General features: G+C 40.7%; 17 protein-coding genes. 8 read left to right on the top strand and 9 right to left on the bottom strand.

What is annotated here, in order from left to right; genetic code table 11:
* The first annotated feature begins 4 nt into the window (after positions 1-4).
* From BLQ87_RS27715 to BLQ87_RS27695, 5 genes are all read left to right on the top strand, one after another.
* Positions 5-1,414, top strand: coding sequence for a RagB/SusD family nutrient uptake outer membrane protein (locus BLQ87_RS27715; protein ID WP_074612158.1), 1,410 nt, complete (start codon positions 5-7; stop codon positions 1,412-1,414).
* 10 nt (positions 1,415-1,424) lie between these two features.
* On the top strand, positions 1,425-2,222 hold the full coding sequence (locus tag BLQ87_RS27710) for a DUF4843 domain-containing protein (RefSeq protein ID WP_172664979.1): 798 nt from the start codon (positions 1,425-1,427) through the stop codon (positions 2,220-2,222).
* Positions 2,223-2,227: 5 nt separating this feature from the next.
* Positions 2,228-3,739 carry a PKD-like family lipoprotein gene (locus BLQ87_RS27705; RefSeq protein WP_074612156.1) on the top strand — a complete coding sequence of 504 codons (1,512 nt, stop codon included), beginning with the start codon at positions 2,228-2,230 and terminating at the stop codon, positions 3,737-3,739.
* Positions 3,740-3,741: 2 nt separating this feature from the next.
* On the top strand, positions 3,742-4,935 hold the full coding sequence (locus tag BLQ87_RS27700; RefSeq protein ID WP_074612155.1) for a TlpA disulfide reductase family protein: 1,194 nt from the start codon (positions 3,742-3,744) through the stop codon (positions 4,933-4,935).
* Positions 4,936-5,014: 79 nt separating this feature from the next.
* A complete protein-coding gene (locus tag BLQ87_RS27695; protein ID WP_074612154.1) occupies positions 5,015-6,154 on the top strand; it encodes a TlpA disulfide reductase family protein in 1,140 nt (379 codons plus the stop codon).
* 150 nt (positions 6,155-6,304) lie between these two features.
* Here the strand turns inward: BLQ87_RS27695 and BLQ87_RS27690 are convergent, their stop codons facing one another.
* The 7 genes from BLQ87_RS27690 to BLQ87_RS27660 all read right to left on the bottom strand — a co-directional run bounded on the left by BLQ87_RS27690 (position 6,305) and on the right by BLQ87_RS27660 (position 10,910).
* A complete protein-coding gene (locus BLQ87_RS27690) occupies positions 6,305-6,889 on the bottom strand; it encodes a hypothetical protein (protein WP_074612153.1) in 585 nt (194 codons plus the stop codon).
* Between the two features lie 2 nt (positions 6,890-6,891).
* Entirely contained in the window at positions 6,892-7,371 is a 480-nt protein-coding gene (locus tag BLQ87_RS27685) for a group II truncated hemoglobin (RefSeq protein WP_083362085.1), read from the bottom strand.
* A gap of 101 nt (positions 7,372-7,472) precedes the next feature.
* Positions 7,473-8,048 (bottom strand): RNA 2'-phosphotransferase, encoded by a 576-nt coding sequence (locus BLQ87_RS27680; protein ID WP_074612151.1) that lies wholly within the window; start codon positions 8,046-8,048, stop codon positions 7,473-7,475.
* A 71-nt stretch (positions 8,049-8,119) separates the two neighbouring features.
* Positions 8,120-8,794: a YiiX family permuted papain-like enzyme gene (locus BLQ87_RS27675; protein ID WP_074612216.1), complete on the bottom strand. Its 675-nt coding sequence runs from the start codon at positions 8,792-8,794 to the stop codon at positions 8,120-8,122.
* A 161-nt stretch (positions 8,795-8,955) separates the two neighbouring features.
* A complete protein-coding gene (locus BLQ87_RS27670) occupies positions 8,956-9,192 on the bottom strand; it encodes a hypothetical protein (protein ID WP_074612150.1) in 237 nt (78 codons plus the stop codon).
* Positions 9,193-9,217: 25 nt separating this feature from the next.
* On the bottom strand, positions 9,218-9,679 hold the full coding sequence (locus BLQ87_RS27665) for a GNAT family N-acetyltransferase (RefSeq protein WP_074612149.1): 462 nt from the start codon (positions 9,677-9,679) through the stop codon (positions 9,218-9,220).
* Positions 9,680-9,755: 76 nt separating this feature from the next.
* Complete coding sequence (locus tag BLQ87_RS27660) at positions 9,756-10,910, bottom strand: TlpA disulfide reductase family protein (RefSeq protein WP_083362084.1); 1,155 nt, start codon at positions 10,908-10,910, stop codon at positions 9,756-9,758.
* A gap of 322 nt (positions 10,911-11,232) precedes the next feature.
* On the opposite strand from BLQ87_RS27660, the gene BLQ87_RS27655 reads away from it, so the two are divergent.
* Positions 11,233-12,069 (top strand): DUF6266 family protein, encoded by an 837-nt coding sequence (locus BLQ87_RS27655; RefSeq protein WP_074612147.1) that lies wholly within the window; start codon positions 11,233-11,235, stop codon positions 12,067-12,069.
* Positions 12,070-12,090: 21 nt separating this feature from the next.
* Here BLQ87_RS27655 and BLQ87_RS27650 read toward each other — a convergent pair whose 3' ends face one another.
* Together BLQ87_RS27650 and truA are read right to left on the bottom strand one after the other, a co-directional pair.
* Positions 12,091-13,863 (bottom strand): ABC transporter ATP-binding protein, encoded by a 1,773-nt coding sequence (locus tag BLQ87_RS27650; RefSeq protein WP_074612146.1) that lies wholly within the window; start codon positions 13,861-13,863, stop codon positions 12,091-12,093.
* A gap of 4 nt (positions 13,864-13,867) precedes the next feature.
* Entirely contained in the window at positions 13,868-14,632 is a 765-nt protein-coding gene (gene truA / locus BLQ87_RS27645) for a tRNA pseudouridine(38-40) synthase TruA (RefSeq protein WP_216857868.1), read from the bottom strand.
* An 84-nt stretch (positions 14,633-14,716) separates the two neighbouring features.
* Between truA and BLQ87_RS27640 the strand changes: the two genes are divergently transcribed.
* The gene (locus BLQ87_RS27640; protein WP_074612145.1) at positions 14,717-15,175 is read left to right on the top strand and encodes a DUF4293 domain-containing protein; all 459 of its coding nucleotides are present in this window, start codon (positions 14,717-14,719) and stop codon (positions 15,173-15,175) included.
* A gap of 84 nt (positions 15,176-15,259) precedes the next feature.
* Positions 15,260-17,155, top strand: coding sequence for a DEAD/DEAH box helicase (locus BLQ87_RS27635; protein WP_172664980.1), 1,896 nt, complete (start codon positions 15,260-15,262; stop codon positions 17,153-17,155).
* The last annotated feature ends 44 nt before the right edge of the window (positions 17,156-17,199 follow it).

Raw genomic sequence — 17,199 nt, 5'->3', positions numbered from 1 at the left:
CATCATGAAAAGAATTACCTATTTATTCTCGGCGCTGATCCTGATTACAGGACTGGCCTCCTGCAAAAAATGGCTGGATGTGAGTCCTGGAACCCAGGTACAACAGGAAGCGTTTTACAGCACAGAGGCAGGCTTTAATCAGGCGTTAATGGGAAGTTATGTAAAGATGGAACGCGGGCTATATGCGGATAACCTGACCATGACTACCTTAAGTGCAATGGGTCAGAATTATCAGACCTCCCTCACCGGAAACTCATTTTTAGAACATGCCAAATATAACTATAGTGCCCCTGCAGTAAAAGACACGATAAAAGTGATCTGGTCTAAAATGTATACTGCCATTGCGGGGGTAAACAACATACTGGATCATGTAGAAACGTCAAAATCAGTCCTTTTTAAAAATCACTATAACATCGTAAAAGGCGAAGCACTTGGATTAAGGGCCTTTCTTCACTTTGATCTGTTGAGAATGTTCGGTCCGATGCCTGCCACCGGAGGAAATACAGCAGCTATTCCTTATATCAAAACTTTTGGAAAGACCATCACCCCTTTGAGTACCACAAATGCCGTAATCAGCGCCTGCCTCGCCGACCTCGATGAGGCCGAAAGCCTGTTAACCGTCAACAAAGAGGTGCTCTATGCAAATGACGATCGTTTTATCAGCTATACCAGGAACCACTTTAACTACTGGGCGGTAAAGGCGCTGAAAGCCAGGATATATCTCTACAAAGGTGATAAAATCAAGGCTGCCCAATATGCGAATGAGCTGATCAGTTCGGAGAAATTTCCGTTTGTCAGCAGAAGCACGTTCAATCAGAGCGCCAATCAGGACCGTACTTTTTCTACGGAACATATTTTCGCATTGCAAGTCCCGCTACTGAAAGACATGGTCGACCGCAGGTTTAGACTTGAAGGGGTTCCATCTTATCAGACAAGTACTTTATACTTAAGTACCGCCACCGTAAACAGTTTGTACGAGACACAACAGGGAGGAACTACAGATTACCGCTACCTGTACAATATCAGAACTTATACCAATGTGTCTTACACCACTAAGTATTGGCAGGATGGATTGACGAATTTAGAAATCGCAAAACAAGTTCCTCTGATCCGTCTTTCGGAAATGTATTATATCGCTGCAGAAGCCAGCCCTGATTTGGGTCAGGCCTTACAACTGATCAATAAGATCAGGACTCAGAGAGGCCTGGAAAACCTGAACATCACACTCGATGAAAACCGGAGAATGGCCGAAATTGAGAAGGAATACGTTAAAGAATTTTATGGGGAGGGCCAGCTGTTCTTCTTTTATAAACGTCTGGAAAGGCCCGGCATTCCACGATCAACAGTTGCGATGACGAACCTGACTTATACTTTCCCTCTGCCCGATGATGAAACCGAATTTGGTAACCGTTAAATCAAAAATCATGAAAACACCAACCATAAAATATAGTCCCAATCCTATCCTGATCCTATGCCTGCTGCTTTCCCTGATTTCCTGTAAGAAGAAAGATCTTTTATATCAGGATCTCCCGGCAATATACATCAATAAGGAACTGATGACCGGATCCAGAGATAGCATCTCCTACTCTTTTGCAGAAAAAGAGAACAACAGGCTGCTGGACACCATTTTTATCCCGGTAAGGATCTCCGGTACTCCCGCTTCCGCGAACAGAATGGTTCCGCTTACGGCCAACCCAGGCAATTCTACAGCAATACCGGAACAGCACTATACCATCGTAAATACTTCGGTAAATGGTGGTGAGTATACAGCTAAAGTACCTGTGGTAGTCAGGCGAACTGCGGACTTAAAAAACCGTCAGGTAAGAATTTACCTGAGGATGGAACCTAACAGTGAATTTCCGCTGCTCATTTCCAACACAAAAACGCCAAATACAACCAATGGAAATCCGTTAAACATTTATACCAATGTTTTCCTGATCAAATTAAGTGATCAGATCCTGAAACCTGATACCTGGGACCTTTCCGGGAGCTGGTTTAAGTACTTCTTTGGCGCATACAGCGCAGTCAAGTACAAATTCGTTATAGATGTGACCGGCCGGAGCGTCTGGCCTCCCTATGCACGATATGGAGAAAATGCACCCACCTCAGATCAGATGACTATTTACTATTCCAGGATGGTTACCGCATTGTATGAGTACGAAAAGAAAAACGGGCCTATGCTCGACGAAAACGGCAGTCAGGTTACATTTCCTAAACTATAAGCACTATGAAAAAGAACATCAACTTTCTCTTTATCCTGATCATCCTTTCTGCTTTGATGGCGTCCTGTGCCAAAGACAAAGGAAATTATGACCTCCAGCCAATTCATGAAATTACCATTGCAGATTTCAATCAAAGCGGAAATTATGAAATATTGATTAACGATACCCTTCGGATTAACCCTGATATGAAGCAGGAAAATGTACAAAATGGCAAATACAAATACCGCTGGTATCTCTACTCCAACAATTATGATCCGGCAGTAGAATTATCTTCAGAAAAAAACCTGAAGAAGGCCATTACCGTTCCAATCGGTGGTTATACCCTCGTATTTACCGCTACGGATGAGAGCACCGGTATCGGGACAACAAAAACTGCTAATCTCATGGTCAGTTCTAAATTCAGCAGCGGTCTGGTCGTATTGGAAGAAAAAGTACAAGGCGGAGATATCTGTCAGATCGCATTCAACGGCACTGTTTACAGGAATTTATTTAGTGACGCAAATGGAGGTCAGTTTATTCCAAAGCCTGTCGGAAAACTGGATGGATTCTACTTTAAAGGCGGAATAGCAGTTCAGAAGCCCATCAATCTGTTTTTAACATCGGAAAGCAGAAATCCAATGGAATTGAATCCGGAAAACTACAAGCTGAGCAAACCCTTTTCAGAATTTATGGCGATTGCCCCTTCGGGAAATATAAATCTGCAGACTACCCAGCAAAATGGAAACAGCAATGCCATTTATGCAATTGTAAACGGCAAGATGCAATTCGGCTTTCCGTACGAAGCAACACCCATCTTTGAAGGCGCCCTTTTAGGGGATTATGAGCTTGCCCCTTTTATCATCACTTCAACTACCGGAGGGAGAATTAACCTGCCCAATAAAACGGATCTGATCAGTTATGACCAAAAGAACGGGCGTTTTCTGTGGTACTCAGGATTTAAAATCGGAGAATACAATACCTATAGCAAGGACATGTCTACCCCTGGCGCATTTGATCCCAACAACGTAAAGAAAAAGTGTGTGTATGCCGGCTATTCCAATGATTACCTGTATTACAACTGGCTCATGAAAGATGATGCCGGAGAAATGTATTTCTATCAGATATACCCTGTATCTACTCAAAAAGCAGGAGCAGATTATAAAGCCATTACTGACGCTCCTGAGATGAAAACAGCAAAAATATTTGCCGGATCTACCAAATTGCCGAATATCTATTTTGCAGCCCAGAACAAGATCTATTCTTATGACTACAAATCCAATATGACAAGACTGATCTATTCCTTCGCTGCAACAGAAGAAATTACAGATATGAAATTTGCAGTAAGCAGGATCTCTGAATTTGAAAATTTCTATATGCCGCTGCGAACATTGGATAAAATCTATATCGCTACTTACAACGGCACTGAAGGTAAAGTAAACGAGTTTGAGGTATCAGGAACCGGCTCTATAGGTACAGCTACCAACATTTACGGAGGATTCGGCCGCATCACCAGTATGTTCTATAAAGAAAAAAGATAATCATGAAAAAGATCTTACTAGCCTTGTCACTTGTGCCTGCGATAGGCATGTGTCAATTAAAAAATAAGACTTTTACCATTGAAGGAAAAGTCGCAGATACTAAACGTGCCGTTAACAACACCATCTATCTGAAATATCAACAAAACGGACAACAATTTACAGACAGCGCTGTACTCAATAATGGCAACTACCATTTCAAAGGCAGCTTACAGTATCCTGTTAAGGCAGTAATCCAGTTGAAAGTTGCTGATAGTGTCGAAAAATACTACCGCAGCACCCGCCTGTTAAAAGACTATGCCCATGAATTCTATCTTGATGAGGGAACGCTATTGGCCAATTCTTCAGAAAAACTTCAGCAAACCATCATTAAAGGCGCTTTGGCAGAGACAGACCATCAGCAATTAATGGCAAAACTAGCTCCATTTTATACCCGTAGTGCTGCACTGTATGAAAGTGAAGGAAGAAAAATATATGAAAGCAAGGATGTTCAGGCAATTGCAAAATACACGAAGAAAAGTTATGCCATTCAGGATCAGATTGATTCAGTTGAACGGGATTTCATGGTGACCCATCTTGAATCCGGAATTGCATTTGACATGTTGCAGGAATATACCAGAAGCACTCTTGAGCCTTCGGAAATTGAGCCAATGTTTCAAAAACTGCAATCCTCATTAAAGGCTTCGGCCGAGGGTATAGCTTATGCTGCAAGGATTGAAAAAGCAAAAAAAACAGCTATTGGTGCGCTTGCTCCTGACTTTATCCTCAAAGATAGAAACGGGAAAGACCAAAGCCTCTCCTCACTTAAAGGAAAGCTCGTGCTACTTGATTTCTGGGGCAGCTGGTGTATGCCTTGCAGACAAACCCATCCACACCTGAAAGAATTATACAGCGGATATAAATCCAAAGGGCTTGAAATCTTAGGTGTTTCCAATGAATCCGGAAACCCGGAAACTGATTATAAAAAATGGACAACAGCGCTCGATGAAGATAAAATGGATTGGATAAATGTCTTGAATACCAATAACAGAAGTGATAAAAACAAAGGAATACTGAGCGACTATGCGGTTAATGCATTTCCGACAAAAGTATTGATTGACCGGAATGGGATCATCATCAAACGTTTTGTTGGCAATACTTCAAAAAATGCAGAGCTGCTGGACGAGATTGTTAAACAGCAACTTAAATCAACGAAATGAGCTGATTTGATGCCATCTGATGATGATCAAGTCAAAAATCAACTCTAATAGATTAAATGTTTAAAATAAATATATGTTAATGAAAAACACGAAAATAATACTGATCACATTGCTTGCCATACCTTTTCTAGGTTATTCCCAAAGCAATGAATATCTGCTGGATGGCAAAGTCGGCCAACTGAATGCACCCGCAAAAGTCTACCTCAGCTACCGTTTAAATGGCAGCAACGTTCTGGATTCCGTCGCCCTCAATAATGGCACTTTTCAATTCAAAGGAACAATAACCGATCCCCTCAGGGCTTCCTTAATATTAGACCATACAGGAACCGGTATCAAAAACAAGAAGAAGCAGGACGTCCTGGCGGTCTACCTGGAAAAGGGGGAAATCCAGATCAATGCCACAGATTCCATTAAAAAAGCAACGGTTTCTGGTCCAAAGATCAACATGGAATACCTAGGGTATAAAGCCAATGAAAATTACCTTGGGAAGGTGATGACGACTTTAAATTCGAAATATGAAAAGACATCCAAAGAACAACAAAAAGACCCTGAATTTCAAAAGGGTCTTGAAGCCAGGTATGCTAAAGCAGAAGCAGAAAGGGATGTTCTGCTAAATAAGTATATTAAAGCACATCCGGATTCCTTTTTCAGTTTAGTGGCACTGAAAGAAATCGGCGACAGCAATATGGATGTCAATATCCTGGAACCTGTTTTCAATAAGCTGTCTGCAGGTTTAAAAAACAGTGCTGCAGGCAAAGAATTTGCAAAATCAATGGACAAAGCACGGGCAACCTCCATTGGCGCCATGGCAATGGACTTTAGTCAGAATGATGTGAACGACAAACCTGTGAAATTATCAAATTTTAGAGGAAAATATGTATTGCTGGATTTCTGGGCATCATGGTGCGGTCCCTGCAGAAAAGAAAACCCTAATGTAGTCAAAGCCTACCAAACTTATAAAGACAAAAATTTCACGGTACTTGGCGTTTCATTGGATCAACCAGGTAAAAAACAGGATTGGTTACAGGCCATAGAAAAAGACGGTCTGACCTGGACCCAGCTTTCTGATTTACAGGGCTGGAAAAATGCAGCCTCTACTTTGTATGGCGTGAGGGGAATTCCGGCAAACTTCCTGATTGACCCGCAAGGAAAAATTGTGGGAAAAGACCTTAGAGGAGCGGCGCTGGAAAAGAAACTGGAAGAATTATTAGGAAAATAATCAGCCCTTAGTTAAAAAGAGGCTTTCAGCAGTTTGTACAAATTGCATGCAAAGCCTCTTTTTAAGTTCTTTAAACTGTATTTAAATTTTGTTTCTTCCGGAAAATTGATCAAGATATATTTATGTTTTAATGGGAGTTTATCGTACTTCTTATCGCATTAAGTCATTCATTTGCTGTATTATTTTTTCCTGCTGCCGGATGAGTTTTTTCAGCTCGCTTTTATTCGGTAAATGCTCCTTTTGGTATTTCTCCATAACAGTAAGTGTTTTCACAATTTTCAATGCAGCATGATGGTCATTTAAAATCGTATCATTAGCTGGAATTGTTTTCAATAAGGCATTGATTTCAGTCGTTCTGACCTCTTGTGCTTTTTTATGCATTGTGATTAACATCTGCATTTTTTTCATCAACAGACTGTCTTTAATCCCCTTCACCTTGTCATTCACAGAGCCATAATAACGATCAGATTTATCCAGATAATTATGAAATACCTTAGTCACTTCAATTGATCCGGATCTGAAGGCTATAATTTCTTCTTCTAGGTTTCTCAAAAGAGAATCCTTATCTACAAGTCCCTGGTAAAGGTCTTCTGTTAAATCCCCTTTCATTCTTTTTAAACTGGAATACTCGTTCTGAAGTGCGTCCGGGGTTTGCAAGTTATTGTTTTCTTCTTTTGGCTTGCAGGAAACCACGATCATGGAGAAAATCAAAATTATATAGCTTATTTTTTTCATATCTATTGTTCTGATGGGATGTAAGGGCCACCGGTTTCGCCCCAGCCCCATTTCGGCATAGGCTCCCCGGCGTTCATTGGATTTTCGGTGATGACAGAATTGATAACAGCGATTCTGGTTCCCCATTCCAGATAGCCTACAAAGGCAGAACGAAATTCAGGGTCACTTTTTAACCCGATCTCATCGGCAGTCTGTAATAAAAGATACACCCATCGCTGGCGTTTCTCTTCTGTCAGCATTTTGCCAATATGGTGTCCTACCATTTGAGCATGACTTCCTCCATCTTCAGAAGAATATAATTTAGGGCCGCCGAAAACTTCTGCCACAAAATGAGCGACATGGCTTACATGTTCCGGGGACATATTTTCAAAGACTTCAGCAAGTAAATCATCTTTTAAAACTTTATCATAAAACCTGCCGAATAATAATTCGAAGGTTTGCATATCTCCTGCCCATTCGTATAAAGTTGGAATATTCTTCATCGCATTAACATTTACTATGGTAATAGCATTGAAGATAATAACAAAAAACGTTAAAAACCGCAGGCAGTTGTTAAAAATACTCGGGTCTGGTTTTGCAGAAATCAGCGATGATTGACTCTGGGCCGAAGTACATAATCTTTTAAATATTTAGCGGGTACATGGTCGGTGAGCCAAACCTCATTGTCTGATAAAAAGAATTCGTAATTGTCCCGGTACATTTGTCCGGACAATACCTCAAAGACAAATGGCTTTCCATGTCGCTGTCCAACATTAATAGCGGTTTCTTTATGCTGACTCAAATGAACATGATGCCTGCTTTGCTTCTCCAGTCCGGAGCTTTTGATCAAATCCACAAATTTAACCCCTGTTCCATGGTACAATACCTCAGGCGGTTCTTGCGGACTGTATCCCAAATCTACTTCAACTGAATGTCCTTGATTGGCCCTGATCTTATCCAGTTCTTCATTAAAGCTAAATCTCTTTTTGGCATTGCTATCCACGATATACTTCAGCATTTCGAAATCTAATGCCGGCTCTGTTTTTCGGGATTTCTGAATCAGCAAAGACACATCAGTCCAGCCATTTCCATCCAGTTCAACACCAATTAATTCAGGATGGTGTCTTAAGACAAAACTTAGAAACTTGCTAATTCTTTTATTTTCTTTTTCAGTTATCATATTTGAATCGTATATCCTCAGGTTTAGGAATATTGGTTCACATTATAAACAATAGATTTTTTATCTGGTTGTTAATTTGATTTTATCGTTATTAAGAACTCGCTGTTATAAATGCTTTCCGGCGAAATCACCGTTTCATTCATTGGGATTTTGTTGCCATACCGGGCTTTCATTTTTTCCTTTACGGCCAGACTGGTCAAATCAAAGCTTTTTAACTTCTCAAGTTTTCCCAGTTCCAAACCTGTAGCTTCCTTATAGACTTTCCAGATGAGTTCTGAGCAATATATTCTGTCGTCCGTCCATTCAAAATAAAGGTCATAATGCTTCCCTTTAAACCGGTCTCCAACTGTTTTCATTTTGCTCAATACCTCGGGTGTTAATACTTCATCGGCATTTTTCAATCTTTTGATCACAAAATGCCCTCCTGATCCGCGGGCAATCCATTCGTTCAATGGTGTTAAACAGACCGGTTCTACCGCTTCATAAACAAAATAGTTCTCCCCATTCTTATACACAATTCCACAATGGCTGTACTTAGAATGTGTAGCCAGCTGAATCGCTTTGCTTTGTCCGGATACCGAGGTCTGGAAAATAATATCCCCATTTTTTATCTCTGCTTTACTATCCTTACTTTTTTTACCGGCCTTATTCATTTGATGCGGAGGCCCAAAAATCTCATTCCTCGCATAGGTTCCAGCAATAATCAACAATATTAAAACCAGGATGGTGCTGACTCGTCTTTTCATTTTATTTTCAAATGCCATAAAGAAACACAATTCTTCCGGTTTCAACCCATCAGCGAATTGACATTTTTTATTCAATTTATTAAATAACGCATCTTCCATCAACATTCTTATTCCGGATTTTTATTTAAGTTGATCAGAACCGGTAAAGCAGGGCGCTCCGATTAATCGCCAGCCAATTTTTTATTGAGCTGATCATAAAAGATAACAGCTAAAAGCCAGGTCAGAAATATAACAGCCAGAAGAACCATAAAATAAACTGATGGCTTTTCCACTGCAGCATAAATATCATAAGCAGCATGAAATGCCGAAACAGCGAGGATTGAGTTTGTTTTACGGGAAATAGCCGCCATTCCCCAACTTCCCAGCAGCAACACACCAAAAAAGAGCACACTTTCCATGTGTTCAATTCGCTCCTTAAAGTACTTATATTTCCTTTCTCATCTGTATAATATGTCGGGTAAAGCCCGCTTTTTCATAAGCCTTAATGGCAGGTTCATTTGTTTGGTAAACATCGAGCCGGAGTTCCGTAATTCCTCTGGAAGCAGACCAGCTGCTCAGGGCCTCAATAATTTTCTGATTTACCCCTAAACCACGATATCGGGGATCAACATACATAAATCCTAAATAAGCATGTTGTTCATGCAAAAGATAAGGCTTCACGCTTTCTATCCTGGCATAACCAGAACCAATAACTTCATCGCCTGATGCTGCAACAAGAAGTTCTACCTCTGTTGAATTGATCATTTGATCAATATCATAGTATTTGACCCCAGCCGGCTTTAGGGTAGGATCAAAAGGCCTTTCAGCAGCTACCACTCCTTGTTCAAAAAGAAGAAGTGTCTCCATATCATTAAAGGTTGCTTTGCGAATAAGTATATCTTTCATGAATCAAACGTTTATAACAAGAACGACAAAAATAATGGAATTATCTGATGTCAGCCAGAGCAATCACCTTATTCATTTATTTGATATTCACTTGTAAAAATACCTCCAGTTCATCAGGTTTTATGTTCTTCATCACTATACGTCCTTCATGATCTAGCAAATAATTAGTTGGAAAGGCTAAAATCGACAATTTCGCGGATTCTATCCCATTCTTATCCCAATATTGAGGCCATAAGATCTTGTGTTTTTTAATGCCTTTTATCCAATCTTCTTTATCGCGTTCTTTGTCCGTAGAAATCCCTATTATCTCAAAACCTTTAGTGCGATACTTTGCATACAGCTTATTCAGATGAGGAAACTGACTGATGCAAGGATGACAGGCGCTATACCAAAAGTCCACCAATGTGTATTTCTCTTTCAGGAAGGAGCTAACATCAAGTTGCTTCCCTTGAATATTTTTGAAATCCCTGCCCGGGAATTTCTTTCCTTTGGAAAGTACAGCTGCTGTTTCTAACCTTTTTGAGAAGGATTTACCGGAGTAAGTATTTTTCAAAGCCTCAGAAAAGTTAAAGAATATCGCATCAAAAACAGACTCATAACCAAAACTGCTCAGACGCAACAACCTCCAGAAGGCATAATAAGAATTAGGATTGACCTTGACATATTCCAATAAGTTTTCGTCACTCCTATCATAAATCTGTTGCATCTCCCTTTGTAGTTCAGCAGCTATAGCTACTGGTATTTTACGATTGTACTTCAGATTTAAGCTATCATATTTTTTCATATGATTTTTATCCATCTGAACGATCTGTTTTGTAAAATCAAGATACCCATTGGCATATTCCAACATCGCTGCATTACCTACTTTAGGAGTGTTATTATGTGTATTGACATTAACTTCGATTGCCTGGACACCAGGTTCAATGATAAAAACGCTGGAAGAGTATCCCCCGTTGCCATTATATTCAATGCTCATTCCTTGCGGATATGGGATCCCTCCTTTTATAGAGAATTTCCCTTTAACGATCCTGGCGCTAATTAAAGCGGTTTCTTTTATTGCATAGAAAGCCGTATCGGCAACAAATCTCAGCTTTACTGTTCCTGTATCTGCATTGATCGTCCCCTGCAATTCAAACGGAAGCAATTTAAGCTCCTGAGCATGTAATTTTACACATTGCAGGAAAGGCATTGCGCAAAGAAAATAAAGAAATATCTTACTTAATCGTTTCATTTAACTCCAATTAATAAAAAATGAAAGTAAAAAGAAAATAAGAGAAATTCCCCTTTATAACATAGTTTAACATATCAGCGATTACATTCCTGGAAAAATGCGATTAAAATCTGTTGCACATGCCATTTATTTCAATTGATTGTCTTTTGATTTTTATAAGGTAGTTGATAGGTCAATAATTGGACCTGCAGACCTTTAAACGATGTTTTCAAAACCAGATGGCGACCAACTTTAAGTAAACGCATATGCGCAGCATCTGAAAAACATCTGAAAAAAATCCGTAAATTACTCATAATCAATTCAACTAATTAAAAACAGCAAAATGGGAAGATTAATAAATGAGTTATTTGGCGGATTCCATGGTAGGGTCGGCAACCTGGTAGGTTATACCTTAAAAGGTAAACATGTCATCAGAATGATTGGCAAAAGTAATAAACCGCTTACTGCGGCAAGAAAAGCAAATTGTGAAAAAATGAAGGTGGTCAATGAGATCCTTAAGCCTTCCATTCAGGCCATCAGGACAGGCTTCCGTTTGGCAGTTGTGGGAACGGACAAAAACGAGTACAATGAGGCCGTTTCCTACAATAAAAAGAATGCCCTTCAGGGAACATATCCAAACATCAGTCTGAACTATACAAAAGTACTAATGAGCATGGGCAGTCTTCCGGTAGCGCTGAATCCCTCGATCAGCCAAAACGGTCGGGAAATTACATTTAACTGGGAAATATCAGCCAGTCCGGCGAGTGAGTATCATACCGACCGGGCGATGCTGGTGATTTATTTCCCTGATATAAAAGAAACCTGCTGCAGTTTAATCGGGTCAAAAAGAGTGGAGGGAAAAGATGTGCTTGTGATCAGTCATGAACATGTGAATGAACGCATGGAAGCTTATATTTCTTTTATGAAAGATGATGGGAAACGCGTATCAGACAGTGTACATGCAGGTTCTTTGAATAAAAATCATCAGATTTCAACCGGAATAGTCCTGAAAGAAGGCGCAAAGATCAGCGATAAAACACCTTCAAAGAATAATTCGAGCCAGAATCACAAAAAACAACAGCCGCTTTCAAAAAGATCAAAAACAAAAAATGCTATTCATCGAAAATTGTTTGCACAGCTGAATAGGCAAACAACAAACATTTATACTGCTCCATCCTGAACCGATGGCCAATATCCATCATCAGGCAGAGACAATTCCACCGGAATTGAATTGGAGATCGTATAGTCTTTTATAATATCCATCCAGTTTTAACAATTCCTGGTGGGTTCCCATTTCTTTGATCTCTCCTTTATCCAGTACGAGGATTTTATCTGCTTTCTGGATGGTTGACAGGCGGTGTGCAATAACAATGGAAGTTCTGCCTTTCATCAGGTTTTCTATGGCCCGTTGGATCAACATTTCTGTTTCCGTATCTACCGAAGAGGTGGCCTCATCGAGTACCAAAATTGATGGATTATACACCAATGCCCGGATAAAAGAAATCAATTGTGCTTGTCCGGCAGAAAGCGTTGCGCCGCGCTCCATTACATTGTATTGATAACCTCCCGGCAATCTTTCTATAAAATCATGTGCACCAACTTTTTTCGCAGCATCTACCACTTCTTCCATGGTAATTTCCGGATTATTTAAAGTCACATTGTTAAAGATTGTATCTGAAAACAGGAAGACATCCTGTAGAACAGTGGCAATATTGCGCCTTAGGTAGTTGAGTTGATAATCCTGGATTTTAACACCATCCACCTTGATCTCCCCTTTCTGAATCTCATAGAACCTGTTCAGGATGTTAATCGTAGAAGACTTACCCGCACCAGTCGCACCGACCAAAGCAATCGTCTTTCCGGCCTGCACTTCAAAAGAAATATCTTTCAGCACATAGTTCTCGTCATTATAAGCAAACCAAACCTGATCAAATGAAATCGAACCCGCCATCTTTTCAGGGGCAAATGTTCCCTTATCTTCTGTCACCTCGTCGGTATCTAAAACTTTAAAAACCCGTTCTGCTCCTACCATCCCCATCTGAAGGGTATTGAACTTATCCGCAAGTTCCCGGATCGGACGGAAAAGCATTCCGATATATAGAATGAACTCTGCGATTGTACCCGGAGTTACATCGAGTGGTTTAGCAAGAATACTTCTCGAGCCATACCATACCAGCAAGCCCAATGACATCGCCGAAATGATCTCCACTACCGGAAAAAAGATAGAATAATACCAGTTGGAACGGATATTTGCATCTCTATATCTTGCATTGATCTTTACAAACTTTTTGTATTCCTGTTGCTCCCTTGCAAAATATTGAATAATGGAAACTCCGGAAATGTGTTCCTGTAAATAGGTATTCAGGTTAGAAACCTCTGTTCTGATCTCCTGGAACGCCGATTTAATGGCCTTCTGAAAAACGGAGGTCGCCAGCATGAGTAAAGGCATAGGTAATAATACCACCAAGGTCAGTGCCCAATCCCGGTAGATCATCACTCCGATGATCACAATCACCATCAGAATATCACCAATGATGACGATCAGGCCCTCAGAAAAGATCTCGGCAATCGTTTCCAGATCGGAAACCGTCCGGGTAATCAGTTGCCCGATTGGCGTATTGTCAAAATATTTTAGTCTAAGCTTGGTAATGTGGTTAAAAACGTTGATCCTCAGGTCCCGGATGGCCGATTGCCCAAGGGTATTTGTCAGCAGGGTATGGCTAAACTGAATTCCCGCCTGAAGCACCAGCAGGATCAGCATCACGATCGTCATCTTTAACAAACCCCCATGCTGGTCTTTCATGATGTAATTATCCAGGGTATACTGGATTAAGAAAGGCCTTACCGGCGCAATTAAAGCCAATAATATGGTCAATACGATTGCCCAGATAAAGATCCTGCGGTAAGGTTTTACATATTGAAAAACTCTTCTCAACAGGCCAACATTCAACGCATCACCACTTATTTTAGACATATCATTAGTTTACATAGGGATAAACAACATTCACTAAGTATAAACCGCATGCCGGAACGGACTGCCCTGCGTTACTGCGGTTTTTACTTTCAATAATTTCTCTGAGCTGTACTAAGTTAATTTCTTTTTTTCCAATCCGAACCAAGGTACCTACAATGGCCCGCACCATATTTCTCAGAAAACGGTCTGCGCGAATGGTAAATTGCAAGCCACCGTCATTTAGTTCAAAATAAGCCTCGGTTACTTTACAGTTGTTGGTAAATGTCTGGGTATTGGATTTACTGAAACAGGAAAAATCAGTGTATTCCAAAATAATTTTAGCTGCTTCATTCATGGCTTCCACATCCAGCTCGCCTTTAAATAACCAGGACCGCTCTAATTTAAACGGATCTTTATGGAAATGAAGGTGGTAATGGTAAGCCCGTTCCGTGGCATCGAAGCGGGCATGTGCTGCTGCTGCAACCGGAAAAACACGTTTAACCGCAATCTGGTAAGGCAACAAAGAGTTGATCCCGGAAATGGACCGTTCCGCATTGACTGGTTTTTCCTCAGAAATCTCCAGATCGAAATGGGCAAAGAACTCGGTGGCATGAACGCCGGCATCTGTCCGCCCGCAGCCTAAAGTAACCACAGGCTGACGAAAATAAACAGACAATGCCTTATCCAGACATTCCTGCACGGTCATGGCATTTGGCTGTATTTGCCAGCCATGATAATCTGTGCCATTATAAGACAATTCAATAAAATATCGCTGTATGTTCGGTTTCAATAGGACAAATTTAATCTTTTGGATCAAGATATTGATTGGTTAGTAGGGCCCTTTTAATATATTTGTTGAAATTATTGAACTGATATGATACAACGAGTGCAATCCATCTGGCTTCTGTTAGCAGGCCTGGCCATATTACTTTTAATGTTTATCCCGATTGTAAGCAGCCAGTCTAATGGCTCAGAATATTGGATCGTGGCCACCGGTTTATACCAAAAAACAAACGGCATAATTGCAAAAACGGATTATTTTAAGCCCTTATTTCTAAATACAGTATGCGTAGCCTTACTATGTCTGGCCACAATATTTACCTTTAAAAACAGAACCGGACAGAAACGTCTTATCATTGTAGCCATCATCGCGATGCTTTCATTGTGTTTCTGGATCTTCAATTATGCCCAGGGCCTTCCGGGCGGAATCGCTGCTGTTAAGCCGGGTATCGGTGCTTTTTTACCGGCTGCAGGCATCCTGTTTTGTGCCCTGGCTTTCCGCGGAATCCGTAAAGACGAGCAATTATTGAGATCGGCCGACAGGCTGAGATAATTAATTGCCTCATTTTTATTTAGTTACGTATCTGTGAAATACCAAATATTAAGCGTACCTTTGCGGCTTAATTAATATAAATACATGATAAACCCATTTAGTAAATTGGGGATAAGTGATGACGTTGTTAATGCCGTAAAGGATTTAGGTTTCGAAAATCCAACACCTATTCAGGAGCAAAGTATTCCTGTGCTGTTAGAGGGCAATAACGATTTTGTTGGTTTGGCCCAAACAGGAACAGGAAAGACAGCCGCATTCGGTTTACCTCTGTTAGAATTGATCGACTTTAAAAGCAACAAGCCTCAGGCATTAATTTTATGCCCTACAAGAGAGCTTTGCTTACAGATTACGAGCGACATCAAGAATTTCTCAAAAAACATCTCTGGTGCTAGTGTCGTTGCCGTTTACGGTGGCGCAAACATTATGCAGCAGTTGCGTGAAATTAGAAACGGTGTACAAATTGTTGTGGCTACACCGGGCCGTATGTTAGACATTATTGGCAGAAAAGCTATTGATTTCACGAACGTGAAATATGTAGTCTTGGATGAAGCCGATGAAATGTTAAACATGGGTTTCCAGGAAGACATTAACGACATCTTGTCGACTACTCCTGACGACAAAAAAACATGGTTATTCTCCGCTACTATGCCTCCAGAGGTTAGAAGGATAGCTAAAAACTACATGGACTCTCCGGTAGAGTTAACCATGGGTACCAAAAACACAGGTAACGTAAATATCGAGCATGAGTACTATATCGTACGTGCAAGAGATAAATACGCTGCTTTAAAACGTATCGTAGATTTTAACCCTGAAATCTTTGCGGTAGTATTCTGTAAAACCAAAATGGATACACAGGATGTTGCTGAGCACTTGATTAAAGATGGTTATAATGCGGATGCTTTACACGGAGATTTATCTCAACAACAACGTGATAAGGTAATGCAGCGTTTCCGTGACCGTAACATGCAATTATTAATTGCTACAGATGTTGCAGCACGTGGTATTGATGTTCAAAACGTAACTCACGTTGTGAATTATTCATTACCTGACGAAATTGAAAGTTATACCCACCGTAGTGGTCGTACCGGCCGTGCGGGTAAAACAGGTATTTCTATCTGTATCGTTAACTCTAAAGAACTTGGAAAAATCCGTCAGATTGAAAGAATCATTGGTAAACCATTTACTAAAGCTTCTTTACCTACAGGTTTTGACGTTTGTGAAAAACAATTGTTTGCTTTGGTTCACAAGGTTCACAATGTAGAAGTTAACGAAGCACAAATTGAGCAATACATCCCTCGTATTATGGATGAGTTTGCTGAATTGAGCAAAGAAGAAGTGATCAAACGTTTTGCATCTTTAGAGTTTAACCGCTTTTTAGAGTATTACAAAAACGCTCCTGATCTTAATTCTTCGGCTGATGATCGCGGTGAAAGAGGAGAACGTGGTGAGCGCGGTGAAAGAGGCCCTAGAGGTAGTGACGGTTACACCCGTTTGTTTATCAACTTAGGTTCGGTAGATGACTTTACAAGAGGTGACTTATTATCTTTTGTTTGTAACAACGGTAAAATCAGTGGAAAAAGCATTGGCAAAATCGACTTAAAAGGTGTTTATTCATTCTTTGAAGTAGAAGATGCAACTGTAGATTCTCTATTCAATAATTTCAAAGGTGTTGAATTCAACAACCGTGGCGTTAGAATCGAGAAAACTGCTGATGGTGATGGCGGCGGTGGTCGTAGTCGTGGTGGATTCGGTGGCGGTGGTGGCAGACGCGAAGGCGGAAGCTATGGCGGCGGCGGAAGAAGCGGTGGCGGTGACAGAAGAAGCAGCGGTGGTGGCGGCAGACGCGAAGGCGGCAGCAGCAGCGGCGGTGGTTTCAGAGATTTCTCTGGAAGAAGTCGTGAAGATCGTGGTGGAAACACTGGCGGAAGCGGAAGACGTGAAGGTGGAGCCGGAAGTGGCGACAGAAGACGCAGATCTTAATCATTACCCAATCATAAAAAAGGTTGGCTCCGTTATGGAAGCCG

The sequence above is a fragment of the Pedobacter steynii genome (genome assembly GCF_900103665.1).
GTDB classification, from domain to species: domain Bacteria; phylum Bacteroidota; class Bacteroidia; order Sphingobacteriales; family Sphingobacteriaceae; genus Pedobacter; species Pedobacter steynii.
This window is presented reverse-complemented; position numbering and strand designations above follow the sequence as displayed.